This is a genomic window from Xanthomonas sp. NCPPB 901, assembly GCF_056725085.1.
The window spans coordinates 3,061,903-3,086,670 of sequence record NZ_CM161511.1; the positions used below are offsets into that span (position 1 = coordinate 3,061,903).

Consider the following 24,768-nt stretch of genomic DNA (forward strand, 5'->3'; position numbering starts at 1 on the left):
TGCCGGCCACGTGAACGGGCGCGGCAGGCCCCGGTTTCCGTTCAGGCGCCGGGCGAGGCCAGCGGCAGGGTCGCCACGTCGATCTCCGACAGCGGGCTTTCCATCGGGCAGGCCTGGTCCGGGAACCCGAAGCGCTGCTTGAGCGCCTGGCCGCAGGCGGTCAGGCTCTCCAGGTCCATGTCCTTCCTGGTCTTGCACTCCTGGTCGAAGGCGACCAGGAACGCATCCTTGCGCCGCACGAAGTCGTCGCCGCACTTGCGCAACTGCTTGATCCGCTCCAGGTCGTCCTGCACCGCGTTGGTGCCGTCCAGGCCGTACTGCTTGAGTTCGTCGCTGCTGAGCAGGCGCAGGCTGCGGTTGGGCACGGTCATCATCAGGTCGGCCACCGCCACCGCCACGCCGTTGCGCTCCAGGTAGTCCTTGACGTTGCCATAGACCTCCTGCAGCTCGCGGTTGAGTTCGGCGCGCGAGGTCGCGGTGGAACTGATCCGCATCATCCGGTGGATGCCGACCTTGCCGGAGATCAGCCGGTTGTCGCCGGCGGCCAGCACGAACACGCAGGCGCTGTGGCAGACCGAGCCTTCGCGCACCCACACGGTCCAGCCGGATTCGCCGATCGCGTCGCCGGCGCGGATCGCCGCCTCGACCTGGCCGCCGCTGGAATCCAGGTCGAGCACGCGCTTGCCGATGCCGGTCTGCCGGGCCACCTCGGCCAGGCGCCGCACCAGCTCGGCGAAGCCGGCGTTGATCTTGCCGACATAGCGCACCCGCATCAGCCCGCGTTCGCGGCACGGCGCCAGCGCCGCTTCCACGGCAGGCCGATCGAGCCCGGCCAGCGGCTGGCCGTCGCCGGCCTCGGCGGCATAATCGGTGTCGCAGCTGATGAAGGCCTCGCCGTTCTCCAGGGTGGCCTCGTCCCAGGCCTGCGGATCGCGCTTGGGCGCGGCCGCAGGCGGCAGCGGCGCCGGCGGCGCGCCGATCGAGACCATGTGTTCGCCGTCGGCGGATGGGCTGTCGGCGACGGTCCGCGGCGCCGACGTCGGCTGCTGCCCGCACGCCATCAGGCCCAGGCAACACAGCGACAACCAGCAGAGTCTGAACGGAGCGGCCAAGCAGGGATCCAAGGCGAACACGAAAAAGGCAGGCGCCAGGCGCCTGTGGACCTAGTCTAGTGTGGCGGGGCGGAGCCGCCCCAACTGCGCCTAAACCGCGGGCACCACGGCCACGCGACAGCGCCGGCATTGCTGTCCGAAAACGGCCAGTCCGCCGCACCTGGGCCGACTAGACTGGCGCCATGCCTGCCCTCGCCGCCGCCGACCACGCCCTCTACGACCGCGCCCGCCAGTCGCGCGATGCGCGCTTCGACGGCGTGTTCTTCACCGCGGTGCGCAGCACCGGCATCTATTGCCGGCCGGTATGCCCGGCACCGCCGCCCAAGCGCAGCAACGTGCGCTACTACCCCAGTGCGGCCGCGGCCGCCGCGGCCGGCTACCGTCCGTGCCTGCGCTGCCGCCCCGAGCTGTCGCCGGAGGCGCAGCAACACCTGGGCGAAGAGGTGGTGCGGCGCGCGCTGGCGCTGATCGCCGAGGGCGCGCTGCAGGACGCCAGCGTCGCCGCGCTGGCCGCCGAACTGGGCATCAGCGCGCGCCAGTTGCAGCGCCTGTTCGTCGCCCAGCTCGGCGCCACGCCGGCGGCGGTGCACGCCACCCGGCGCCTGTTGCTGGCCAAGCAGTTGCTCACCGAGACCGCGTTGCCGATCACCCAGGTGGCGTTGGCCGCCGGCTTCAACAGCCTGCGCCGCTTCAACGCCGCCTTCCTCGACGGCTGCGGCATGCCGCCCTCGGCGATCCGCAAGCAGCGCGCCGACAGTCCCGGCGGCGACCTGGTGTTGCGCCTGGGCTACCGGCCGCCGCTGGACTTCCCGGCGATGCTGGCGTTCCTGCGCAAGCGCGCGATCCCCGGCATCGAACGCATCGGCGAGGCCAGCTACGAACGCGTGCTCGGCCCTTGCGAGGCCTCCACCCGCATCCGCGTCGAGGCCGATCCGCAGCGCCACGAACTGCGCCTGCACATCGCCGCGGCCGATCCGCGCGCCATCCCCGACATCGTGCGCCGGGTACGCCGCGTGTTCGACCTGGACGCCGACCTGCGCGCGGTGCACGCCACGCTCGGCGACGATCCGCTGCTGGCGCGCGCCATCGCGCGGCGCCCCGGGCTGCGCGTGCCGGGCGGCTGGGACGGGTTCGAAGTGGCGGTGCGCGCGGTGCTCGGCCAGCAGGTCAGCGTGGCCGGCGCGGCGACCCTGGCCGCGCGCCTGGTCGATCGCCATGGCGCCGCGCGGCCCGGCCAGCCGCCGGGGCTGGACCGCGCCTTCCCGACCCCGCAGGCGCTGCGCGCCGCGCCCCTGGAAGCGATCGGCCTGCCGCGCTCGCGCGCCGCGACGATCCGCGCGCTGGCGCAGGCGGTGCTGGACGGCCGCCTGTCGTTCCGCGCCGGCCAGCGCCTGGACGACTTCGTCGCCCACGCCATCACGCTGCCCGGGATCGGCGCCTGGACCGCGCAGTACATCGCCCTGCGCGCGCTCGGCCAGCCCGACGCCTTCCCCGCCGGCGACCTGGTGCTGCAACGCAGGCTCGGCGCGGACGGCGCGCGCCTGAGCGAACGCGCCACCGAGGCACGCGCGCAGGCCTGGCGCCCCTGGCGCGCCTACGCGGTGCTGCACCTGTGGCACCTGGCCAACGATCCTCCCGAGGAGACCCGCGCATGACCGCGTCCCCGCTGTACTACGACCGCTTCGCCACCCCGATCGGCGTCCTGACCGTGGCCGTCGGCGCCGACGGCGTGCGCCACATCCTGTTCCCGGAGAACCGCTACGACGCCCGCGGCCGCGCCGACTGGATCCACGATCCGGTCCCGGTGCGCGCCGCGCGCGAGCAGTTGCTGGCCTACTTCGCCGGCGAGCGCGAGCACTTCGACCTGCCGCTGGCGCCGCACGGCACCGACTTCCAGCGCCGGGTGTGGCTGGCGCTGGCCGAGATCCCGTTCGGCGCGACCTGGAGCTACGCGCAACTGGCGCAGCACCTCGGCCAGCCGCGTGCGGTGCGCGCGGTCGGCGCCGCCAACGGCCGCAACCCGCTGCCGATCGTGCTGCCCTGCCATCGGGTGATCGGCGCCAACGGCGCACTCACCGGCTTCGGCGGCGGCCTGCCGACCAAGGCCGCGTTGCTGGCGCTGGAGCGGCGCGAGGGCGGCGGCGCGGCCGCTGGCACGACGGCCGCGCTGTTCGGCTGAGCGCCACGCCATGCGGCGGCCCCGCGGCGACGCGGCGGCGGCGCGCAGCCCGCGGGCCGATGGGCGCGGCGGCGGCCCGTGTCTTCGCCACGTCACCGCGGCCCCGTATCATGCCGCGATGATGTCCTCCGCCCTGCGCTCCACGCTCGTCTGCGCCACCCTGCTGCTCGGTGCCTGCGCCTCCGCCCCCTCCCCGGCTCCGCACGCGGCCGCTACGGCCAGCGCCGCCGCGCCGGCGGCATCCCCCACGCCGGTGCTGCTGATTTCGATCGACGGCCTGCGCGCGGACATGCTCGATCGCGGCATCACCCCGAACCTGAGCCGCATGATCCACGACGGCGTGCGTGCGCAGTGGATGACGCCCTCCTACCCGTCGCTGACCTTCCCCAACCACTACACCATCGCCACCGGCCTGCGCCCGGACCATCACGGCATCGTCCACAACAGCATGCAGGACCCGCGGCTGGGCACGTTCCAGATCAGCGATCGCGCCGCGGTCGGCGACGGCCGCTGGTGGGGCGGCGAACCGATCTGGGTGAGTGCCGAGAAGGCAGGCCTGCACGCGGCGACCTGGGCCTGGCCGGGCAGCGAAGCGGCCATCCAGGGCGTGCGCCCCAGCCGCCAACAGGCCTTCGATGCGGACATGCCGCCGAACGCGCGGGTCGACCAGGTGCTGGGCTGGCTCGACGACGCCAGTGCGCCGCGCCCGCAGCTGCTGACGCTGTACTTCGAACAGGTGGACGAAGCCGGCCACGGCCACGGCCCGCAGTCGCCGCAGTACGCGCAGGCCGTCGCCAGGATCGATGCCGCGATCGGGCATCTGCTCGACGGCCTGGCCCAGCGCGGCGAACTGGACCGGATCAACCTGGTGCTGGTGTCCGACCACGGCATGGCCGCGGTGCCGCCCAAGCAGGTGCTGGCGGTGGAGGAGATGGTGTCGCCGCAGCAGGCCACGGTGATCAGCTACGGGCAGTCGGTCGGCATCGCCCCGCGTCCGGGCCAGGAGGCCGCGGCCGAGGCGCGGCTGCTCGGTGCGCATCCGCAATACGACTGCTGGCGCAAGGGCGAGCTGCCGGCGCGCTGGCATTACGGCAGCAACCCGCGCATCCCGCCGATCGTGTGCCAGATGCACGAGGGCTGGGATGCGCTGCCGCGCGCGCGCATCGCCGAGAAGCCGCGCAGCCTGCGCGGTTCGCACGGCTACGACCCGGCGCTGCCGTCGATGCGCGCGGTGTTCGTCGCCCGCGGCCCGGCGTTCCGCCGCGGCGTCACCCTGGCGCCGATCGACAACGTCGACGTGTATCCGCTGCTGACCCGCCTGCTCGGCATCCCCGCCGCGCCCAACGACGGCGACCCGCAGGCGCTGCTGCCGGCGCTGCGCTGAGCGCCACGGCAACGGCGGCGGCGCACCGACGCCCGACCACGGCAACGCATGCGACAATTGCCGCATGCACTCGCCCGATTCCGCGCAACCGCCCCGCCTTCGCCAGCGTCTGCGCCCGCTGATCTCGCAGGAGAGCTGGAAGCAGCGCGCCGTCCTGTGGGGCGGCGCGGTGGCGGTGGCGCTGGTGTCCATCGTCTTCGCCAAGGCCAGCGACGCCGCCTTCCACATGTTCCAGCGCATCACCGCGCATTCGCCGTGGTGGGCGCTGCTCCTGACCCCGGGCGTGTTCGCCCTGCTCGCCTGGCTGACCAACGGCGCGCTGCGTCCGACCCGCGGCAGCGGCATTCCGCAGGTGATCGCCGCGCTGGACCGTACCGACGACGGTTTCCGCCAGTCCAACCTGTCGCTGCGCGTGTCCGCCGGCAAGCTGATGTTGACCACCATGGCCCTGTTCGGCGGCGCCTCGATCGGCCGCGAGGGCCCGACCGTGCACGTCGGCGCCAGCCTGATGTACGTGCTCGGGCGCTGGTTCGGCTTCCGCGATGCGCGTCAGGCCAGCCATTTCCTGCTGGCCGGCGGCGCCGCCGGTATCGCCGCCGCGTTCAACACGCCGCTGGCCGGGGTGGTGTTCGCCATCGAGGAGCTGAGCGGGCGCTTCGAGCATCACTTTTCCGGCACCCTGCTGACCGCGGTGATCGTCGGCGGCGTGATCTCGCTGGGCCTGCTCGGCGACTACACCTACTTCGGCCGGGTCGCCACCGCCGGCCTGCCGCTGGGCAAGGCGTGGCTGGCGATCCTGCTGTGCGGCGTGGTCGCCGGCCTGCTCGGCGGCGCCTTCTCCCGCATGGTGCTGCTCACCGTCGCCGGCAAGCCGCGCTGGCTGGGCGAGCTGCGCCGGCGGCAGCCGGTGCTGCTGGCCGCGCTGTGCGGCCTGGCGCTGGTGCTGCTGGGCCTGATCTTCGGCGCCGGCGCGTTCGGCACCGGCTACGAACAGGCGCGCAGCCTGGTGCAGGGGCACGCCAGCGTCGGCCACGAATTCGGCCTGATGAAGCTGCTGGCGAACCTGGTGTCCTACGTGGCCGGCATTCCCGGCGGCCTGTTCTCGCCGGCCCTGGCGGTCGGCGCCGGGCTCGGCCACAACCTGGCGGTGCTGATGCCGGGCGTGGACCCGCGCATCTTCGTGCTGCTGGGCATGTGCGCCTATCTCACCGGGGTGACCCAGGCGCCGCTGACCTCGGCGGTGATCTCGCTGGAACTCACCGACAGCAGCGACATGCTGTTGCCGATCCTGGCGACGGTGCTGATCGCCCGCGGCGCCTCGGCCCTGGTCTGCCGCACGCCGATCTATCGCGGCCTGGCCGAGCTGTTGCTGGTGGCGCCGCCGCCAGCGCCCGCTCCGCCCGCCGAGGAGGACGCGCCGACCTCGCTGGTCGCCGACCTGGCCGGCAGCGGCCACGACGACCACGACGACGGCCCCGCCGCGCCACGCCCGCACTGAGCGGCCGTGCGGCCCGGATTACTGGCGCGATCGGGAAGCCCGTTCCGCTTCACCCGCTGCCGCCGCAAAGCCGTTCACCGGTGCCTCGCGGCGACCGCCAGCCATACACGCAGGCATAAAAAAACGCGGCGCAAGCGCCGCGTTCTTCGTCGCAACCGGTGGCTGGCTCAGCCGGCCTTGGCGACCGTCTTCTTGGCCACGGCCTTCTTGGCCGCCGGCGCCTTGACCACCGACTTCTTCGCGACCGACGCGGTAGCGCCCACGGCCACCTTGCTCACGCTGTGCGAGCGCGCATTGCCGTAGCTGGCGTTGTAGCGCTTGCCCTTGGCGGTCTTGCGGTCACCCTTACCCATGCTCATCGACTCCTGAATGTATGTGCGAAAACCCCCGCGCGACGCACGGGGTTTGGCGAGGCCAACGCGGTCGGCGCCCTCGCGCAAGGGCGGCAAGCCTACCACGTGCGCTCAATGGGCGCAGCTTGCGTCGTGCACGTGGCCATGGTTGAGGCGCAGGTTGAGCAGATGCGCCAGGCCGACCAGGGTGCCGCCGAAGGTCATGATCGCCGCGTGCGGCGCCACCGCGTGGTGCAGCGCCGGCACCAGCAGGCCGGCCCACAGCGCCAGCAGGCCCAGCACCAGCAGACCCAGGGCCTGCCAGGCGCGGTGCCGGCGATAGCCGAGCACCAGGCTGAACAGGCCCAGGCAGGTCACGAACAGCACCAGGCTGCGCTCCACGCCCTCGCCCAGCCACATCGCCAGACCCAACGACGGCAGCAGCGCCAGCGCCAGCGGCAGCACCGCGCAGTGCACCGCGCACAACAGCGAGCCGGTGGCGCCGAGACGGTCGAGCACGGCGCGCAGATCGAACGATGGGGACATGACGGTCGGCACGGGTTGAATGTGTTACAGAATAATATAACATTCGGCCGCCGGCGACCAGCGCGCCCCGCGCCTCTTCCTCGACCGTGCACCGCCGCCATGCGGTGCCGGCAGCGCGCGCGTCGCCCCGAATGTCCCTCCTAATGGAATGCCCATGCCCTCTCACCGTCCCGCCCCGCTCCGCCGTTCCGCCCTGTCCCTGGCCCTGCTTGGCCTGCTCAGCCCCTCGCTGGCGCTGGCCGCCGACCCCAGCCCCGCGCCGGCCGCCGCCGACGCCACGCCGCCGGCCAGCGACAGCCGCCATGTCGCAGGCCACAAGCAAGACCGGCACGTGAAGGACCTGGACCAGGTGGTGGTCACCGCCAGCCCGCTGCGCGATGCCGCCGGCGCGCTGAGCCAGCCGGTGGACGTGCTGGCCGGCGAGCGCCTGGACGAGAACCGCGGCGCCAGCATCGGCGAGACCGTGGCCAGCCTGCCCGGCGTGCAGAGCTCCAACTTCGGCCCCGGCGTGGGCCGGCCGATCATCCGCGGCCTCGACGGCCCGCGCGTGGCGGTGCTCAACGACGGCCTGTCCTCGCAGGACGTGTCCACGGTCAGCCAGGACCATTCGCCGGCGGTGGAGCCGTTCCTGGCCGACCAGATCGAAGTGCTGAAGGGCCCGTCCACCCTGCTGTACGGCTCCGGCGCCATCGGCGGCGTGGTCAACGTGGTCGACGGGCGCATCGCCGAGACCCCGGTCGACGGCGTGCACGGCCGCGCCGAGGCGCGCTGGGAAGGCGGCGACAAGAGCGGCAACACCGACATGTTCCGCGTCGATGCCGGCAACGGTAGCGGCCTGTCGATCCATGCCGACGGCGTGTATCGCAACCTGAAGGACTACGACACGCCGCAGGGCCCGCAGCTGAACTCGTTCGTCAAGTCCAAGGTCGGCTCGATCGGCAGCTCGCTGGCCGGCGACTGGGGCTTCGTCGGCGTGTCGGTCTCGCGCTTCCGCGACAACTACGGCAACCCGGGCGAGCCGGGCGACCCCGCCGCCGGCGAGCGCGGCGTGTCGCTGCAGCTGCATCAGGATCGCTTCGAGCTCAAGGGCGCGCTGAACGACCCGTGGGGCGACGGCAGCGCGCTGCGCTACAGCTTCGGCCACACCGCCTACACCCACACCGAGTTCGAAGGCGCGGAAGTGGGCACCAAGTTCGACAAGCGCGCCAACGAAGGCCGCGTGGAGGCGTCCTTCGGCCTGGGCGGCGGCTGGCAGACCGCGGTCGGCGTGCAGGGCAGCGATTCGACCTTCCAGGCGACCGGCGAAGAGGCCTTCGTGCCCAAGACCGACACCCGCGCCCTCGGCGTGTTCGCGCTGGCGCGCAACACCTGGGACCGCGTGCAGGCCGAAGTCGGCGCGCGCGTGGACAAGATCAAGTACGAGACCGACACCGGCGTGGACCGCGACTTCACCCCGAAGAGCCTGTCGCTGAGCGGCGGCTTCCGCTTCAACGAACAGTGGCGCCTGACCGCCAACCTCGACCACGCCGAGCGCGCCCCGGCCGAGGAAGAACTGTTCGCCAACGGCCCGCACATCGCCACCCTCGCCTACGAGATCGGCAACCCCGACCTGCGCACCGAGAAGGCCAACCAGGCCGAGCTTGGCCTGAACTTCAAGAACGACTGGGTGGACGCCAAGGTGTCCGGCTATTACAACCGCTACGACGATTTCATCTACATCGTCGACACCGGCGGCCAGTGGTACCACGAGGAAGACAACGACTTCCTGCCGATCCGCCAGTGGACCCAGGCCGATGCGGTATTCCACGGCTTCGAGGGCGAAGCCACCTTCCACCTGGCCGACAACGACAGCGGCGCCTGGGACCTGCGCGTGTTCGGCGACACCGTGCGCGCGCGGCTGAAGGACGGCGGCAACCTGCCGCGCATCGCGCCGGCGCGCTACGGTGCGCAGCTGCGCTGGGATGCCAGCAACTGGCGCGCCGCGCTGGGCGCCACCCGCTACCAGAAGCAGGACAAGGTGGCGGTCAACGAGACCCCGACCGCCGGCTACACCCTGGTCGATGCGCACCTGGCGTATCACGTCGATGCCGGCAGCACTGCCTGGGAAGTGTTCCTGGACGGCAACAACCTGACCAACCAGGATGCGCGGGTGCACACCTCGTTCCTCAAGGACGACGTCATGCTGCCCGGCCGCAGCGCCTCGTTCGGCGTGCGCCTGTTCTTCTGATCGGGCGCGCTCGCCGCGGTGTCACACGGGGCCGCCTTCGGGCGGCCCTTTTTCATGCAGGCACACGTGCCCGACGCAGGGCACCAGCGGCATCGTGAAACGGACGCGGCGGCCTACTTGGTGGTGTAGCCACCGTTGATCAGGATGGTCTGGCCGGTGATCCACCAGCCGTCGCTGACCAGGTGGCGAACGAACGGCACCACGTCCTCGATGTCGGTCAGGCCGGTCCTGGAAAACGGCGACAGCGCGGCAGCGGTCTTGTGGTACGCCACCGCCTCGGCGCCTTCGGCCGGATAGAAGAACGGCGTGTCCATCGGGCCTGGACCGACGGCCGTGACCGAAATCCCGCGCTCGCCCAGTTCCTTGGCCGCCGCGCGCGTGAAGTGCTCGACCGGCGCCTTGGAGCCGGCGTAGGCAGCATAGAACGGGGTGAACGCCCCCAGCAGCGAGGTCACCAGGGTCACGATCTTGCCGTGGTCGTTGACGTGCCGACCGGCCTCCTTCAGGAAGAAGAACGCCGCCTTGCTGTTGATCGCCGCCATGGCGTCGTACTCGGCCTCGCTGACCTCGGCCATGGGCTTCTTGAGCACCTTGCCCACGGTGTTGATGGCGATATCGGGGCGGCCGACGGCGGCCACGGCATCGGCGAACAGCGTTTCGACGGCCGCGGCCGTGGTGAGGTCGGCCTGCAGGGCCACCGCCTTGGCACCGGCCTGCTCGATGGCGGCCACCGTGGCGTCGGCATCGGCCCGGCTCGCGGCGCTGTTGTAGTGGATGGCGATGGCCTTGGCGCCGTTGGTGGCCAGATCGCGGGCGATGAGCCCACCCAGATTCTTGGCGCCGCCGGCGATCAGGACGACCTTGCCTGCAATGCTGTGTCGAGACATGCGAACTCCTAGTCAGTCATCGGGTTCGACGACTGTATTCTCGCCATTCCGGTCAATAAATCGCCGGTTTGCTCATAGACTGGACAGGAATCGCTACCAATGGATCCGTTCCATGGACCGCATCGATCAACTGCGCATCTTCCTTCGCGTTGCCCAGAGCGGCGGCTTTTCCATCGCCGCCGCGCAACTCGGGCTGCCCCGGCCCACGGTGTCGCTGGCGGTGCAGCAACTGGAAAGCCGGCTGGGCACCCGGCTGTTCAGCCGCACGACGCGGCGCGTGAGCCTGACCCAGGATGGCGCGGCGCTTGTCGAGCGCGCCATTGCCCTGGTCGCCGACAGCGAGGAACTGGAGCAGCAGTTCCGGCCGTCCGGCCAGTCCCTGCAGGGCCGGTTGCGCGTGGACCTGCCCAGCCGCATCGCCCGCAGGCAGGTGGCGCCGGCGCTGCCCGGCTTCTTCGCGCGGCATCCGCGCATCGAACTGGAGCTTGGGTCGAGCGACCGCACCCTCGACCTGGTCCACGAAGGCATCGACTGCGCCTTGCGCGTCGGCACGCTGGAGACCGGCAGCAGCCTGGTGGCGCGACCGCTCGGTGCACTGCAGTTGATCAACTGTGCCAGCCCGGCCTATCTCGCACGGCATGGCACCCCGGCCACGCCGCAGGACCTGCAGCGGAACCATCTGGCCGTGCACTATGCCGTGCCGGGTCATCCCCACACCGCCACCTGGGAATGGCGCGAGGACGGACGGCTGCGCACGCAGGCGGTGCCGGCACAGGTTGCGGCCAACAACGCCGAAACCTACATCGCCTGCTGCCTGGCCGGCCTGGGGCTGATCCAGATCCCGGCGTTCGACGTCAAGGAGCATCTGCACAGCGGCGACCTGGTCGCCGTGCTGGCCGACTGGCCCGCGCCCTCCATGCCGGTCCAGATCGTTTACCCGCATCGCCGCCATCTGTCGCGGCGCGTCCAGGCCTTCAGCGACTGGCTGGCCAGCGTGATGCAGCCATGCCTGGAAGGATCGCCCGCCTGAGCCATGCCGGCAGTGCATCGCGCGACCGGCCTCGCCGGCCCACGATCAGTGCGGCGCGCTGCGCGAGAACACGTTGATGACCACCACGCCGGCGACGATCAGCGCCATGCCGAGGAGCGCCGGCGGATCCAGCGCCTGCCCGAACCGCCACCAGGCCAGCAGCGAGATCAGCACGATGCCGATGCCCGACCACAACGCATAGGCCACGCCGACCGGCACGCTGCGCAAGGTGAGCGACAGCAGGTAGAACGCGATGCCGTAGCCGCACAGCGCCAGCAGCGTCGGCCACAGCCGGGTGAAGCCCTCGCTGGCCTTCAGCGCCGAGGTCGCGACCACTTCGGCGAGGATGGCCACCAACAGGAACAGCCAGTTTTTCATTGCAACACATCCGTGCGGACCACGCGCCACGATAGCAATGCGCGTGTGGGGACCATGGCGACGGTCCTTGTCCCGGATGCAGGCGCGTAGGCGCGTTGCATCCAATGCCGCCGGCTGGGCCAGGCGAACGCGCTCCGATCCCGCCTCCGCGCGCGCGTGTCGCGGCCTCGACACCGTCCCTTCGCATGCTCTTCGCAATCCCTTCGCGGCACCGCCGCGATGCTGCCCCTGGGTGCCGAGGCGTGCCCGCACGCCGGTGCCGCGATGGCGGTGCCGCTACCCAGGTCGACTCGCCCCATGCCGCGCCGCGGCGCGCGCGGTGGCGGTCCCCAGGCAGGAGAGACCGATGCAGCACGACCCCAGCCGTTCCGGCGCCGCGTCCGGCGCCGACACCGCGCGCGATACCCCGCTGAGCGAGGACGAAGCCGCGCTCGCACGCCGGCTCGGCATCAACGGCCTGTCGCGCCGCGACTTCATCGCCCTGCTCTCGGCCGCCGGCCTGAGCAGCGCCGGCGGCCAGATCCTCTTCAGCGAGGCCGCGTTCGCCGCACCCGCCGCCAAGGCGGCGCCGCCGCAGAACGCATTGCCCGTGGTCCTGCAGGTCAACGGCCAGCGACACGCGCTGAAGCTGGACCCGCGCACCACGCTGCTGGACGCGCTGCGCGAACACCTGGCGCTGACCGGCACCAAGAAGGGCTGCGACCACGGCCAGTGCGGCGCCTGCACGGTGATCGTCGACGGTGAGCGGCGCCTGTCCTGCCTGACCCTGGCCGCACAGGCCGAAGACGCGCAGATCACCACCATCGAAGGCCTGGCCGACGGCGAGCGGCTGCATCCGATGCAGGCCGCGTTCGTGCAGCACGACGGATTCCAGTGCGGCTACTGCACGCCCGGGCAGATCTGCTCGGCGGTAGCGCTGCTCAACGAGATCAAGCGTGGCGACGCCAGCCACGCCAGCGCCGACGTCAGCCGGCCGGTCACCGAGCTCAGCGACGCCGAGGTGCGCGAGCGCATGAGCGGCAACATCTGCCGCTGCGGCGCCTACCCCAAGATCGTCGCCGCCATCCAGGACGTGCACAGCGGCGGCGCGCCGCGGCCGCTGACCTGGCGCTACGTCGACCAGTCCGAGTTGACCGCCCTGAAGATGGCGAAGGAGGTGGCCGATGACGCCGTTTAAGTACCAGCGCGCGACCTCGCCGGAAGACGCGGTACGCCGTGTCGCCGCCAACCCGAACGCGCGCTTCCTCGGCGGCGGCACCAACCTGCTCGACCTGATGAAGGAAGGGGTCACCGGTGCCGACGAGATCGTCGACCTGACCCGGCTCAAGGACCTGGCCGAGATCGCCGAAACCGACGACGGCGGCCTGCGCCTGGGCGCGCTCGCCAACAACACCCAGACCGCCAACCATCCGCTGGTGCGGCAGCGCTACCCGCTGCTGAGCCAGGCGATCCTGGCCGGGGCCACGATGCAATTGCGCAACATGGCCAGCAACGGCGGCAACCTGCTGCAGCGCACGCGCTGCGGCTACTTCTACGACACCGCCCTGCCCTGCAACAAGCGCGAACCCGGCAGCGGCTGCGGCGCACGCGAGGGACTCAACCGCACCCATGCGATCTTCGGCCACAGCACGCATTGCGTGGCGGTGCACCCGTCGGACATGTGCGTGGCGCTGGCCGCGCTGGACGCGACCGTGCACGTGCGCACGCCCGCCGGCGCGCGCCGCGAGATCCCGTTCGCCGAGTTTCACCTGCTGCCCGACGCACGCGCCGACCTGGACAACCAGTTGGCGCACGGCGAACTGATCGAGTCGATCACGCTGCCGGCGCAGAGCTTCGCCGCGCACAGCCATTACCTGAAGGTGCGCGACCGGGCGAGCTACGCGTTCGCCCTGGTCTCGGTGGCCGCGGCGCTGGCACTGGAACCGGACGGACGCATCCGCCAAGCGCGCATCGCCATGGGCGGGGTCGCGCACAAACCCTGGCGCGCGCGCACCGCCGAACGTGCGCTGGTCGGGCAGCATGTCGGTGAAGCTGCCTTCGCCGCCGCCGCGCAGGCCGAGATGGCCGCGGCGCGGCCGCTGGCGCACAACGCCTACAAGATCCCGATGGGCACGCACGCGATGATCCGCGCCCTGCACCGCGCCAGCGGCAGCGACGCCGCGTGAGCGGCCAACCGGAGAACCGGCAATGAACTACATCGGCAAGGAAATGCGCCGCGTCGACGGCTACGCCAAGGTCACCGGCAAGGCGCGCTATGCGGCGGAGTTCCAGATCCCGCATCTGGTCCACGGCTACATCCTCACCAGCACCATCGCCAAGGGCCGCATCGTGCGCATCGACACCCGCGCCGCCGAGGCCGCGCCGGGCGTGATCAAGGTGCTGACCCACCTCAATGCGATCAAGCCGGTGTCCGATGAGGTCAAGAAGAAGGGCGAGGACCTGTCGTTCCGTGCCCTGGTCGACGACCGCATCCATTTCAATGCGCAGCCGATCGCGGTGGTGGTGGCCGCCACCTTCGAGCAGGCGCGGCATGCGTCGCGGCTGATCCAGGTGGACTACGCCGCCGAGACCGCGCACACCGATTTCGACGCGCTGCTCGACCAGGCGCACGATCCGACCCCGGACAAGACGCCGAAGCCGCGCGGCAACCCGGCCGCCGCGTTCGCCGCCGCACCGGTGAAGCTGGAAGCCGCGTACACGATGCCGGTCGAGCATCACAACCCGATGGAGCCGCATGGCGGCATCGGCTACTGGATCGGCGACACCCTGACCGTGGTGAACAAGAGCCAGAACGTCTACCAGGACCGCGAACAGCTGGCCGGCTATTTCGGCATTCCGCTGGACAAGGTCAACGTGGTGTCGCTGTTCGTCGGCGGCGCGTTCGGCTCGTGCCTGCGCCCGAACTACTACACGTTTCTGCTCGGCGCGGTGTCCAAGGCGGTCGGCCTGCCGGTGAAGATCGTCTACACCCGGCGGCAGATGTTCAGCGGCCATGGCTACCGGCCTTACTACCGCGTGGAACTGGGCCTGGGCGCCGACGCTGCCGGTACGCTGCAGGCGATCCGCTACCGGCACGTGCTCAATACCTCGCGCATCGAGGCGTTCAACGAGGCGATCTTCCGCAATGCGCGCTCGCTGTACGCCTGTCCGAACGTGGAGGATCGCTTCGAGGTGGTGGAGACCGACCTGCCGACGCCGCAGGCGATGCGCGCGCCGGGCACGATCAGCCAGATGTTCGGCATCGAGTGCGCGATGGACGAACTGGCCTATGCGCTGAAGATGGACCCGTTGCAGCTGCGTCTGGCCAACTATGCCGAGACCGATCCGGACAGCGGCAAGCCGTTCTCGAGCAAGGCGCTGCGCGAGTGCTACGCGCTGGCCGCCGAAACCTTCGGCTGGAGCAAGCGCACGCCCGAACCGCGCTCCATGCGCGACGGCCGCCTGCTGGTCGGCTGGGGCATGGCCACCGGCACCTGGGCGGCGATGCAGATGCCGGCGCTGGCGCGGGTGGTGCTGAAGGCCGACGGTAGCGCGCGGGTCGGCAGCGCCACGGCCGACATCGGCCCCGGCACCTACACGGTGATGACCCTGATCGCCGCCGAGTACCTGGGCATCGACGCCAAGCGCGTGCAGTTCGAACTCGGCGATACGCGCTTGCCCAAGGCGCCCGCGCAGGGCGGCTCGTGGACCACCGCCAGCGTCGGCAGCGCGATCCATGGCGCGGCGCGCGAGATCCGCGACAAGCTGCTGGAACTGGCCAGGCAGGACGGGCAGGCCGCGTTCAGCGGACTGGACGTGGACGCGGTGGAGCTGGTCGATGGCCGGCTGCGCCCGATCGGCAAGCCCGAGGCCGGCCTGGACGTCGCCAAGCTGATGCGCCAGCACGGCCTGCAGGAACTGGAGGTGGTGCACGAATCCAAGCCCTCGGCCGAACGCAAAAAGTACGCGACCGCCGCGCACGGCGCGCAGTTCATCGAGGTCAAGGTCGATCCGGATACCGGCATGGTGCAGGTGACGCGGGTCATCGAGGCGACCGCCTGCGGCAAGATCATGAATCCGCTGACCTCGCACAGCCAGGAGATCGGCGGCGTGGTGATGGGCATCGGCATGGCGCTCAGCGAAGGCACCGAGATCGACCATCGCTACGGACGCATGCTCAACGCCTCGCTGGCCGACTATCACGTGCCGGTCAACGCCGACGTGCACGAGATCCAGACCATGTTCGTCGAAGAGGACGACACCATCGTCAACCCGCTCGGGGTCAAGGGCATGGGCGAGCTGGGCATGGTCGGCATTCCCGCGGCCATCGCCAACGCCGTGTTCCACGCCACCGGCAAGCGCATCCGCGACCTGCCGATCACCCCGGACAAGTTGATCGGCTGAGCGCGATCGGGTTTTCGACCGTTGCGTCCAGCCGACGCGACCCAGGCCGCCGCGGGAGCGACTTCAGGTGACCTCCAACGGCAGGACAGCGAAAGCAGAGCATGAGAGGTGCGCTTCCGTCACGACGAACGACGCAGAACGCCATGTCGGCTTGTGCCGCCGTCGTGACCGAAGCCGCTCCTGCGGTGTGGCTGGCCGACGCGCCACAGCAGCGCCTGCAACCATGACGAACGCAACGGCGAACGCCCCGACGTCGACCGCCGTCTGAACCGAGACCCCGTTCGGCCGCACCTCGCGCACGGCGCAGCACGCCCCGCGCAACACCGTGCGCCCGCCGGCAACCGCTACGACGGATCCAGCCACCCCTTTGCCACCGCCGCCTCCACGTCCTGCGGCGTGTCCAGGTCCAGCGCCAATGCCGGTGCGGCGATGCAGCCCAGGCTGTCCGCCGCCAGCGTCGCGAACAGCGCGCGCAAGCCCTCGTCGCCGGCCAATGGCAAAGCGCGCCAACACTGCTGCGCCACCACCGCCGGCATCCCGCGCACGCCCGCGTAGGCGCTGACCGCACAGCCGGACGCCGCGCGCGCGGCCGCGGCCAACAGGTCCTGCAGATGCGCCGCGGCCAGCGCGGGCTGGTCGCAGCCGAGCACCAGGCTGTGGGTGATCGTGGCATCGTCGCGTACCGCCGCACGCAGGCAGTCGAGGCTGCCGCCCATGCCGGTGGACCAGTCCGGATTGCGCACGCATTCCACCGGCAATCCATCCAGCAGCGGATGCAGCACCTCGGCCTGCGCGCCCAGCACCACCACGCAGCGCGTCGGCGCCGTGGACAGCGCCAGGCGCACCACCTTGCGCAGCAGCGGCTCACCGTCACTGGTCAGCGTCTGCTTGGGACGGCCGAGGCGGCGGCTGGCGCCGGCGGCCAGGATCAGCGCCGCGTGCGCCTGCGCCATCAGCCGCCGCCCTCGGCCAGCCGTCGCGGCGCCGCCGCCAGCGCATCGCGATGCGATCGCCGCAGCCTGTCGCTGGCCTGCGCGACCGCGCTCAGCCGCGGCGGCGCGGCCCGGCTGGCCTGCAATTGCGCGGCGATGCTCAGCGCGATCGCTTCCGCGCCATTGCCTCCCAGGCGCAGCCCGATCGGCGAATGCAGGCGCGGCGACAACTGCGCGCGTTGCGTCGGGCTCAGCAAACGGAACAGGTCCTCGCGTCGCCGCACCGGCCCCAGCAGACCGAGGAACGGGATCGCGCTGCCGGCCAGCGCATCCAGCGCTTCGCGATCCAGTTCGAAATTGTGGTGCATCACCAGCGCCGCATCGCTGCCGGCACAGTCGGCCAGCGCGCGTGTCGGCGTGCACGCCAGGGCGCGATCGGCCAACGCAGCCAACGCAGACCAGCGCGGCCGCTGTTCGACCAGGGTGGTCATCCAGCCCAACTGCCGCAGCAAGGGCAGCAGCAAGGCGGTTTCCGGGCCGGCACCGAAGACGCTGACCCTCGGCACCGGCGGCACGTGCACCTCGCCAGCGCGCGGAGCCGCAGACAGCGTGTGCCACGGCAGGCACCACCGCAACGCCTGATCGGCCACGCTGGCGGCGATGCCGCCGTCGACATCGAGCGCCAGGGTCAAGCCACCGCGCCCCTGCAGCCAGGCCTGGGCCAGCTCCTCGAAACCGGGCAAGGCGAGCAGCGGCAACAAGGCCAGGTGCAGGCGGCCGCGGCAACCAGCGGACGAACCCGACAGCAGGTCTTCGTCCTCGCGCGTATCGATCTCCATCCACACCGGCATGCCGGCGACGGCGGCCTCCGCGGCGCACCGCGCGATCTCCGGCTCCAGGCAGCCGCCGCTGAGCCACCCCTGCTGCGCACCGTCGGCGCCGAACAAGGCCATCGCGCCGGCATGCGCGTAGGTGGAGCCTTCGCGGGCCATCGCCACGGCCAGGACCGCGGGCGCGCCGCGACGGCAGGCGTCGAGGGCATCATGGAGACAGTGTCGGGCAGCGGACATGCGGCGGCCAGGCGAAGGGGGAATCCGGAGCCTAAGCAGCGGCCTGTGGTCGCGAGGTGACCCTGGTCGCCGTTCGCAGGCCTCGCGTTCGCGGGGACCGCAGCGCACGAAGTGCGCGACCGTCGCGATCCTGCGATCGGCCCTGTATGGCACCGTGCCGGCGCCCGGCGCTCCGCCGCGGATACCGCTGCCGTCGAGCGGGCGCCATCCGCCATCCGTGACGGCGACGGGCCGCTAGGGCAGATGAAACCGCTCGAAGCGTTGCAGCGCCGCGTCGACCGCCGCCTGCAGCGCCGGGCGTCGCGGTTCCAGCCAGGTCCATTGCTGGACCAGCAGGCGGCCGGCGCGGCGGTCCATCTTCAGGTCGAGCGCGGCGACGATGCGGTCGCCGACCAGCACCGGCAGCGCGAAGTAGCCCAGCACCCGCTGCGGCGCCGGCACGTAGGCCTCGAAGCGATGGCTGTAGCCGAAGAACTGCTGCAGCCGCTTGCGCTGGATCACCAGCGGATCGAACGGCGACAGCAGCTGCGCCCGTGTCGGGTCCGGCGGCGGCGGCGCGCTGTCCAGCACCTCCGGCGCGGCCCACAGGGCCACGCCTTCCTGCCCCTGCAGATGCACCGGGCGCAGGCGCTTGCGTGCCACCTCCGCGGCGATCAACGCACGCACCGCCGGTTTGGCGGCGGTCTCCCCATAGCAGATCGACTCCACGCCGACGATGCCCTGCGCGCGCAACGCGCGCTGCAGCAGGTACTGCGCGAACTGCGCTTCGCTGACCGGGCGCGGCCGCCGGCTCCAGCCGAAATGCCGCGCCGCCAGCTCGTAGGTCTTGAGCATGCCGCTGCGCCGGCTGATCACCAGGTCGCCGCCGAAGAAACCGTACTGCAATGCCGCCCGCGACGGCTTGCGGCTACCCCACGGATGGGTCTTCTCGACCAGGACCTCGTCGTCGATGTCGCGGATCGACAACGGCCCCTCGCTGCGGATGCGCCGCAGCAGCCGCGCGTAGTCCTGCGCATCCACCGCCCCCCTGGCGTCGGCCTGCGCACGTCGCCGGGCCATCTGCGCCACGTACATGCGGTAGTCGGCGACCGGCACGTAGGCCAAGGCATGGGTCCAGTACTCGAACAGCGACTTGTCCTGCGACTGCGCCTGCTCCAGGTCCTGTTCGCGGTACTCGGGAATGCGCGTGTAGAGCACGTGGTGGTGGCTGCGCGCGATCACGTGGATGGTGTCGATCTGCACGTAGCCCAGGTGCGCGGTGGCCTGCCGCACCGCCTCGGCACCGCGGCCGAACGGCGCCGGCGTGGTCAGGCGCTGCGCGTGCAGCCACAACGCGCGCGCCCGGGCGGGCGCGATCGGGACGGAGGCGATGGGAGTGCGCATCGGAACGACCTTCCTGGCAACGCGGCAGCGCCCGCCAGGATAACAACCCTGGCGCGCAAGGTGGATCGCATCCGTCGCGGTGTGTCTGGTCGGCATCCGCCACGTTGAACGTTCCCGCGCAGAACCGGGCTTGCGGCGCATGCTTCAGGCGATGGCGTGCGCAACTCCCGATGGCTTCGCACCACGCCGATTGCCCGCGCTTGCGTAAGCCGACGCCGCGCTGGAGCATTTTGTAAACGCTTTGCACGCGCCGGCAGCGCGTTTCGACTGAAATCCCGCGTCATCGCGCGGCGATCCGCACAGTACCGAAACACATGCGAACTACGTCATTTTCGCGGTGTGCGTTGCGCTTGCGGCGGAAATCCGGATGCGGGTAGCTTGCGCCGCGCTTGGCGATCGACCGTATCCGACCGGATGGCGAACGCCAGCAAGCAACGCCTCGATCGGCACTGCGCAGGCGATGCCTGGCATGCACGTGGCAAGCGCCATCGACTGTCCCTCACCTCCCCTGGATCCGCCACATGACACCTCCCTGTACACGACCGGTCACTGTCCTGCTGTCGGCACTCGCGCTCGGCATCGCCGCAGGCACTACCGCGGCCGCCGCAAGCGCCGCCGACGATCCGCTGTTCCGCTATCAGTGGTACCTGCACAACCAGGGCCAGGCGGTCATCGGCGACACGCTTCCCACGCCCGGTGTCGACCTGGATGTGGATGTCCTGCACGAACTGCACATCCGCGGCGCAGGTGCCAAGATCGGCGTGGTCGACGGCGGATTGGACATCCACCACGAAGACCTCGCCGCCAACATCCTGCCCAACGGCTCGTACAATTTCCTGGACGGTTCGCACGACCCCAAGCCCAGCGACGTCGGCGACGCGCACGGCACGGCGGTGGCCGGCATCGCCGCCGCGGTGGGCTGGAACGGCAAAGGCGGACGCGGCGTCGCCCCGGACGCGTCGCTGGCTGGTTTCAACTTCCTCGATTCGGACCAGAGCGACGACAAGCTCCGCAATGCCTGGGGGAATGGCGCCGAGGCCAGGACGCTGGACATCTTCAACAACAGCTGGGGCATCGTCTCCAATTTCTATCCCAACGTCTCGGTCGAAGCGCAGTACGCCTGGGAAAAACTCATGCGCGCCGGGCGCAACGGCAAGGGCGCCATCTACGTCAAGGCGGCCGGCAACGACTTCAACAGTTTCATCTACGCGGACGCGCAAGGCACGCTGGCCGATCATTGCCCGGACCTGCCCAAGCGCTACAACGTCGCCTGCAGCCTGGCCAACGTCGATCCGAATAACGACCTGATCACCACCATCGTGGTCGGTGCGGTGAATGCGCGAGGCGTGCGCAGTTCGTACTCGTCCCCCGGCTCGGCGGTCTGGGTCAGCGGTTTCGGCGGCGAATACGGGCGGCAGAAGCGCTACCAGCAGTCCCGGTCGGCGACGACCGCCAGCGACCCCCACTACGACCCGGCGATCGTGACCACCGACCTCAGCGGCTGTGCCGCCGGCTACAACCGCGACGGGGTGCCGGTGGAGAACGCGCTGGACGGCAGCAAGTCCCCGATCGACGCATCGTGCAACTACACCGGGCTCATGAACGGCACGTCCTCGGCCACGCCGACGGTGTCAGGGGTGACGGCGCTGATGCTCGGCGTGAATCCGCAACTGACCTGGCGCGACGTGAAATACATCCTGGCCACGACCGCGCGGCCGATCGACAGCGGGCAGCCGAAGGCGCTCTACAACGGCAGCGTGATCGATCCCGGCTGGATCACCAATGCCGCCGGCCATCGCTTCAGCAACTGGTACGGCTTCGGGCTGGTGGATGCCGCGGCGGCCGTCGAGGCGGCCACGCACTTCAACACCCTGCCGCCGCTGCAGGATACCGACTACCAGGTCACCACCGACGCGGCCAGCACCATCGGCGGCGTCGCCTCGCCGGCCAGGCTGACCGTGGCCATCAAGCAGCACTTCAAGGTCGAGACGGTGCAGTTGTACTTCGACGGCACCCACAAGGATCCCAGCCGCCTGCGCGTGGTGCTGATCTCTCCGCATGGCACCCGCAGCTATGTGATGACCCCGTTCTCGGCCTTGAACAAGGACGTCTATACCCAGGGCATGTCGATCCCGCTGACCGCCAGCAACGCCTTCCTGGACGAGGATGCGGCCGGGTCTTGGACCCTGGAGGTCGCCGACATGCTCGACGCGCACGGCAAGGAACAACTGCAGGACTTCGAACTCCGCGTGGTGGGCCACTGACATGAAGACCAATACGCTCTTTCTTTTCGCCGTGCTTGCACTGACCGCGGCCGCGCCCGCATCGGCCCAATACGCCGATGCCCAGGCACTGCACCAGGCAGCCAATGGCGCGCGCTTCCAGATCGGCCGCAGTACCTACCGTCTGCTGCCCGATGCCACGGTGCGCACGGCGCCGCAGATGGCAGGCACCGGAACGCAACGCGCCCAGGTCGCTGCCGCCGATGGCGGCGGCACCGTCGCCGCCCGCGTCGGACCGTATGCCATCGTGCTCGGCGGCAACGCCCGCGCGGGCACCGCAACGGCTACGCAATCCCGCGCAGCGGACGCGACCGCGCTGCGCGCCGCGATCGACGAACGCAGCGGTCAGCCGGTGGTGGTCACCGGCAAGCTCAAGCTGTTCGGCACCACGCCGGATGTGGCCCGGGCACTGGCCCGCCGCAGCGGCGGCAGCGTGGTGTATGCCTCGGACGTCGATGGCAGCGCCATGATCGACTACGGTTCGGTCGACGCGGCAATGGCGGCATCCAGGCAACTCCAGGGAGCGCCGGGCACGCGCGAGGTCTCCATGGAGATCGTGCAGGGCTTCAACCGCGCACTGTGATGCGGAGGCGGGCCGCCCAGCGATGCTGGGCGGTCACAGCATGGCGGCAGTCCCCTCGCCCTCAGCTGGACACGACCACCCGCCACTGCTGCGGAGCCACCTGCTCCCAGGCAATCTCCACCGGCAGAAACTTCTCGATCAACCGGGCATTGCTGGACAGGTGCGCGCTGACCGTGTCGGTGGTGAAGGCGCCGCCGCCGGCCAGCGCCATCGGCAGCAGCAACTGATCGGCGAGATGCTCGCCGACGCAGGCGCCGCCGTCGAGGTAGCGTCGCACCTGCGCCGCCAGGCGTTCGCCGACCTGCTCGGCGGAGACACCGCGCTCGCCGTGACCGGCGAAGACCTCCACGTGCGCCGCATGCCGCACCCGCACCAGCGCGGTGTTGCCCGGCCCCATCGCCGGACGCACGCTGTGCACGTGGCGCGGGCTGGCATCCACCCCGAGGCGCGCGGCCAGGATCGCCAACTCGCGCCGGCCGATCTTGCCGGACAGGCCCGAGACCAGCACCTGCGCCTCAATCGCCTGCAACGCGCCACGCGCATCGAAGGCGACTTGCTGCATCTGCGCACAGGGCGCGATGCTGGCACGCAGCGCGCCGCCCCCGGCCGGATAGAAGCCGTGCCGGTCCAGCATCAACGCAGCGCGCACGCCCAGCCGCTGCAACGCCGGCAGCCAGGTCTCGGCGAGGAAGTCGGCGCAAGGCGCCAGCGGGTTGTGGGTGCCTCCTTCCAGCGTCAGGCACGACGACGCACCGGCGCGCCACAGCGCCGGCAGCAGCGTCTGCAGCACCAGCGTGGTCGAGCCGGCGCTGCCGGTAGCGAAATGGTAGTCGCCGGGCACGACCGTTCCCGGCTCGAACCGTAGCGTGGTCGCGCCGAGCTGCGCGCCGTGGGTGCACGCCTGGCCGACCGCGGCCGCGGCAACGACCGCGGTCAGGTGCTGGCGCATCAGGCCCGGCCGCGGACGTGCGCCGCGGATGTTGAAGAAAGTAAAGCCGATCCCGGTGCACAGGCTCAGCGTCAGCGCCGTGCGCAGCAGTTGCCCGCCGCCCGCGGCGCCATCGAGTTCGATCATGTCCATTGCAAAACAATCCATCGTTGAAAGCCCCGTGCAGACAAATCCGCACGGACGATCGGCGCCGGCCGGCAGCACGGCACGCCGGCCGGCACCTCTTGCTACCCCTTGACGCACACCACCTGCCGCAGCGTGTGCACGATCTCCACCAGGTCGCGCTGCGCGGCCATCACCGCCTCGATCGGCTTGTAGGCCGCCGGCGACTCGTCCACCACATCCTGGTCCTTGCGGCACTCCACGTGCGCGGTGGCCTTGGCGTGTTCGTCGACGCTGATGCGCCGGCGCGCCTCGGTGCGGCTCATCACCCGGCCGGCGCCGTGGCTGCAGCTATGGAAGCTGTCCGCGTTGCCGAGCCCGCGCACGATGAAACTCTTGGCCCCCATGCTACCGGGAATGATGCCCAGTTCGCCCTTGCGCGCGCTCACCGCCCCCTTGCGGGTCACGAACACGTCCTTGCCGAAGTGGTGCTCGCGGCTGACGTAGTTGTGGTGGCAGTTCACCGCCTCGGCCTGCGCCTCGAACGGCTTGGCGATCACCGTGCGGACCGCCTCGACCACGCTGCGCATCATGATCTCGCGGTTGATCCGCGCATAACGCTGCGCCCAGTCCACCGCGAACACGTAGTCCCCGTAGTACTGGCTGCCTTCCGGCAGGTAGGCCAGGTCCTGGTCCGGCAGGTTGATCATCCAGCGCCGCATCTCCTCCTTGGCCAACTGGATGAAGTGGTTGCCGATCGCGTTGCCCACGCCGCGCGAACCGGAGTGCAGCATGAACCACACCCGCTGCGTCTCGTCCAGGCACATCTCCACGAAGTGGTTGCCGGTGCCGAGCGTGCCGAGATGCTGCAGGTTATTGGTCTTGCGCAGGCGCGGATGGCGCTCGCAGATCAGCGCTAAGTCGCTGGCCAGCTGCGACCAGCCGTCCACTGCCGCGCCCGGCGGGGTCTGCCAAGCGCCCTTGTCGCGCGCGCCGGGCGTACGTCCATGCGGCACCGCGCGCTCGATCGCGCTGCGGATCGGCGCCAGGTTATCCGGCAGATCGCTGGCGACCAGCGAGGTGCGCGCGGCGATCATGCCGCAGCCGATGTCCACGCCCACCGCGGCAGGCACGATCGCGCCGATCGTCGGCACGACCGAGCCGACGGTCGCGCCCTTGCCAAGGTGCACGTCCGGCATCACCGCGATCCAGCGATGGATGAAGGGCAGCTTGGCGATGTTCTGCAGCTGCTGGCGCGCCTCGTCCTCCAGCGGCACGCCGCGGGTCCACAGCTTGATCGGCGCCGCTCCCGGCTGCGCGATGACGTCGTACTGTTCGGTATTCATGGTGTTGCTCCTTGTGCAACGAATCTTCAAATAAAAAGCGCGGTGACGAGGAAGGGTGGAACCTTCCGCATGGCGGCTCTGCCGCCACGCGGCCGGGACTTGAACCCGACCCATGAAGGGCTACCAGATGGAGTTCCACCTGCATTCACCGCAAAAACCAACGCA

The 24,768-nt window shown here is 70.7% G+C and carries 21 protein-coding genes; 11 read left to right on the forward strand and 10 right to left on the reverse strand.

Annotation, left to right across the window (positions count from 1 at the left end; genetic code table 11):
• Positions 1-41 precede the first annotated feature (41 nt).
• Positions 42-1,085 (reverse strand): COG3904 family protein, encoded by a 1,044-nt coding sequence (locus AC1PME_RS12865; protein ID WP_430544013.1) that lies wholly within the window; start codon positions 1,083-1,085, stop codon positions 42-44.
• Between the two features lie 209 nt (positions 1,086-1,294).
• Between AC1PME_RS12865 and AC1PME_RS12870 the strand changes: the two genes are divergently transcribed.
• From AC1PME_RS12870 to AC1PME_RS12885, 4 genes are all read left to right on the forward strand, one after another.
• Positions 1,295-2,767: a DNA-3-methyladenine glycosylase 2 family protein gene (locus tag AC1PME_RS12870; RefSeq protein ID WP_481096067.1), complete on the forward strand. Its 1,473-nt coding sequence runs from the start codon at positions 1,295-1,297 to the stop codon at positions 2,765-2,767.
• Positions 2,764-3,291, forward strand: a complete 528-nt coding sequence (locus AC1PME_RS12875) for a methylated-DNA--[protein]-cysteine S-methyltransferase (protein ID WP_254458386.1) — start codon at positions 2,764-2,766, stop codon at positions 3,289-3,291. The genes AC1PME_RS12870 and AC1PME_RS12875 overlap by 4 nt, the downstream gene beginning before the upstream one ends.
• Positions 3,292-3,409: 118 nt before the next feature.
• The gene (locus AC1PME_RS12880; protein WP_481096068.1) at positions 3,410-4,675 is read left to right on the forward strand and encodes an alkaline phosphatase family protein; all 1,266 of its coding nucleotides are present in this window, start codon (positions 3,410-3,412) and stop codon (positions 4,673-4,675) included.
• Between the two features lie 64 nt (positions 4,676-4,739).
• Positions 4,740-6,173 carry a chloride channel protein gene (locus tag AC1PME_RS12885; RefSeq protein WP_254458388.1) on the forward strand — a complete coding sequence of 478 codons (1,434 nt, stop codon included), beginning with the start codon at positions 4,740-4,742 and terminating at the stop codon, positions 6,171-6,173.
• 167 nt (positions 6,174-6,340) lie between these two features.
• Here AC1PME_RS12885 and AC1PME_RS12890 read toward each other — a convergent pair whose 3' ends face one another.
• Both AC1PME_RS12890 and AC1PME_RS12895 read right to left on the reverse strand, forming a co-directional pair.
• Positions 6,341-6,526: a 30S ribosomal protein THX gene (locus tag AC1PME_RS12890; RefSeq protein ID WP_254458389.1), complete on the reverse strand. Its 186-nt coding sequence runs from the start codon at positions 6,524-6,526 to the stop codon at positions 6,341-6,343.
• Positions 6,527-6,637: 111 nt separating this feature from the next.
• Positions 6,638-7,051: a MerC domain-containing protein gene (locus AC1PME_RS12895; RefSeq protein WP_307551127.1), complete on the reverse strand. Its 414-nt coding sequence runs from the start codon at positions 7,049-7,051 to the stop codon at positions 6,638-6,640.
• A 154-nt stretch (positions 7,052-7,205) separates the two neighbouring features.
• On the opposite strand from AC1PME_RS12895, the gene AC1PME_RS12900 reads away from it, so the two are divergent.
• Positions 7,206-9,278 (forward strand): TonB-dependent receptor, encoded by a 2,073-nt coding sequence (locus AC1PME_RS12900; protein WP_254458391.1) that lies wholly within the window; start codon positions 7,206-7,208, stop codon positions 9,276-9,278.
• A gap of 113 nt (positions 9,279-9,391) precedes the next feature.
• Here AC1PME_RS12900 and AC1PME_RS12905 read toward each other — a convergent pair whose 3' ends face one another.
• A complete protein-coding gene (locus AC1PME_RS12905; protein WP_254458392.1) occupies positions 9,392-10,165 on the reverse strand; it encodes an SDR family oxidoreductase in 774 nt (257 codons plus the stop codon).
• A gap of 112 nt (positions 10,166-10,277) precedes the next feature.
• On the opposite strand from AC1PME_RS12905, the gene AC1PME_RS12910 reads away from it, so the two are divergent.
• Positions 10,278-11,195 carry a LysR family transcriptional regulator gene (locus AC1PME_RS12910; RefSeq protein ID WP_481096069.1) on the forward strand — a complete coding sequence of 306 codons (918 nt, stop codon included), beginning with the start codon at positions 10,278-10,280 and terminating at the stop codon, positions 11,193-11,195.
• A 45-nt stretch (positions 11,196-11,240) separates the two neighbouring features.
• Here the strand turns inward: AC1PME_RS12910 and AC1PME_RS12915 are convergent, their stop codons facing one another.
• Entirely contained in the window at positions 11,241-11,573 is a 333-nt protein-coding gene (locus AC1PME_RS12915) for a DMT family transporter (RefSeq protein ID WP_254458394.1), read from the reverse strand.
• 346 nt (positions 11,574-11,919) lie between these two features.
• Between AC1PME_RS12915 and AC1PME_RS12920 the strand changes: the two genes are divergently transcribed.
• The 3 genes from AC1PME_RS12920 to AC1PME_RS12930 are packed head-to-tail and all read left to right on the forward strand — an operon-like array spanning position 11,920 to position 15,956.
• The gene (locus tag AC1PME_RS12920; RefSeq protein WP_481096070.1) at positions 11,920-12,750 is read left to right on the forward strand and encodes a 2Fe-2S iron-sulfur cluster-binding protein; all 831 of its coding nucleotides are present in this window, start codon (positions 11,920-11,922) and stop codon (positions 12,748-12,750) included.
• Complete coding sequence (locus AC1PME_RS12925; RefSeq protein ID WP_481096071.1) at positions 12,737-13,738, forward strand: FAD binding domain-containing protein; 1,002 nt, start codon at positions 12,737-12,739, stop codon at positions 13,736-13,738. The genes AC1PME_RS12920 and AC1PME_RS12925 overlap by 14 nt, the downstream gene beginning before the upstream one ends.
• Positions 13,739-13,760: 22 nt before the next feature.
• Complete coding sequence (locus AC1PME_RS12930) at positions 13,761-15,956, forward strand: xanthine dehydrogenase family protein molybdopterin-binding subunit (protein ID WP_481096072.1); 2,196 nt, start codon at positions 13,761-13,763, stop codon at positions 15,954-15,956.
• 344 nt (positions 15,957-16,300) lie between these two features.
• Here AC1PME_RS12930 and AC1PME_RS12935 read toward each other — a convergent pair whose 3' ends face one another.
• From AC1PME_RS12935 to AC1PME_RS12945, 3 genes are all read right to left on the reverse strand, one after another.
• A complete protein-coding gene (locus AC1PME_RS12935; protein ID WP_481096073.1) occupies positions 16,301-16,909 on the reverse strand; it encodes a nucleotidyltransferase family protein in 609 nt (202 codons plus the stop codon).
• Positions 16,909-17,880, reverse strand: coding sequence for an XdhC family protein (locus AC1PME_RS12940; protein ID WP_481098116.1), 972 nt, complete (start codon positions 17,878-17,880; stop codon positions 16,909-16,911). The genes AC1PME_RS12935 and AC1PME_RS12940 overlap by 1 nt, the downstream gene beginning before the upstream one ends.
• A gap of 312 nt (positions 17,881-18,192) precedes the next feature.
• On the reverse strand, positions 18,193-19,341 hold the full coding sequence (locus AC1PME_RS12945) for a winged helix-turn-helix domain-containing protein (RefSeq protein WP_254458400.1): 1,149 nt from the start codon (positions 19,339-19,341) through the stop codon (positions 18,193-18,195).
• A gap of 521 nt (positions 19,342-19,862) precedes the next feature.
• On the opposite strand from AC1PME_RS12945, the gene AC1PME_RS12950 reads away from it, so the two are divergent.
• The gene (locus AC1PME_RS12950; RefSeq protein ID WP_481096074.1) at positions 19,863-21,605 is read left to right on the forward strand and encodes a S8 family serine peptidase; all 1,743 of its coding nucleotides are present in this window, start codon (positions 19,863-19,865) and stop codon (positions 21,603-21,605) included.
• 1 nt (position 21,606) lies between these two features.
• Complete coding sequence (locus tag AC1PME_RS12955) at positions 21,607-22,206, forward strand: hypothetical protein (protein ID WP_481096075.1); 600 nt, start codon at positions 21,607-21,609, stop codon at positions 22,204-22,206.
• A 61-nt stretch (positions 22,207-22,267) separates the two neighbouring features.
• Here the strand turns inward: AC1PME_RS12955 and rtcA are convergent, their stop codons facing one another.
• Together rtcA and AC1PME_RS12965 are read right to left on the reverse strand one after the other, a co-directional pair.
• Positions 22,268-23,287 carry an RNA 3'-terminal phosphate cyclase gene (gene rtcA / locus AC1PME_RS12960; RefSeq protein ID WP_481096076.1) on the reverse strand — a complete coding sequence of 340 codons (1,020 nt, stop codon included), beginning with the start codon at positions 23,285-23,287 and terminating at the stop codon, positions 22,268-22,270.
• Between the two features lie 95 nt (positions 23,288-23,382).
• Positions 23,383-24,603, reverse strand: a complete 1,221-nt coding sequence (locus tag AC1PME_RS12965; protein WP_481096077.1) for an RtcB family protein — start codon at positions 24,601-24,603, stop codon at positions 23,383-23,385.
• Between the last annotated feature and the right edge of the window lie 165 nt (positions 24,604-24,768).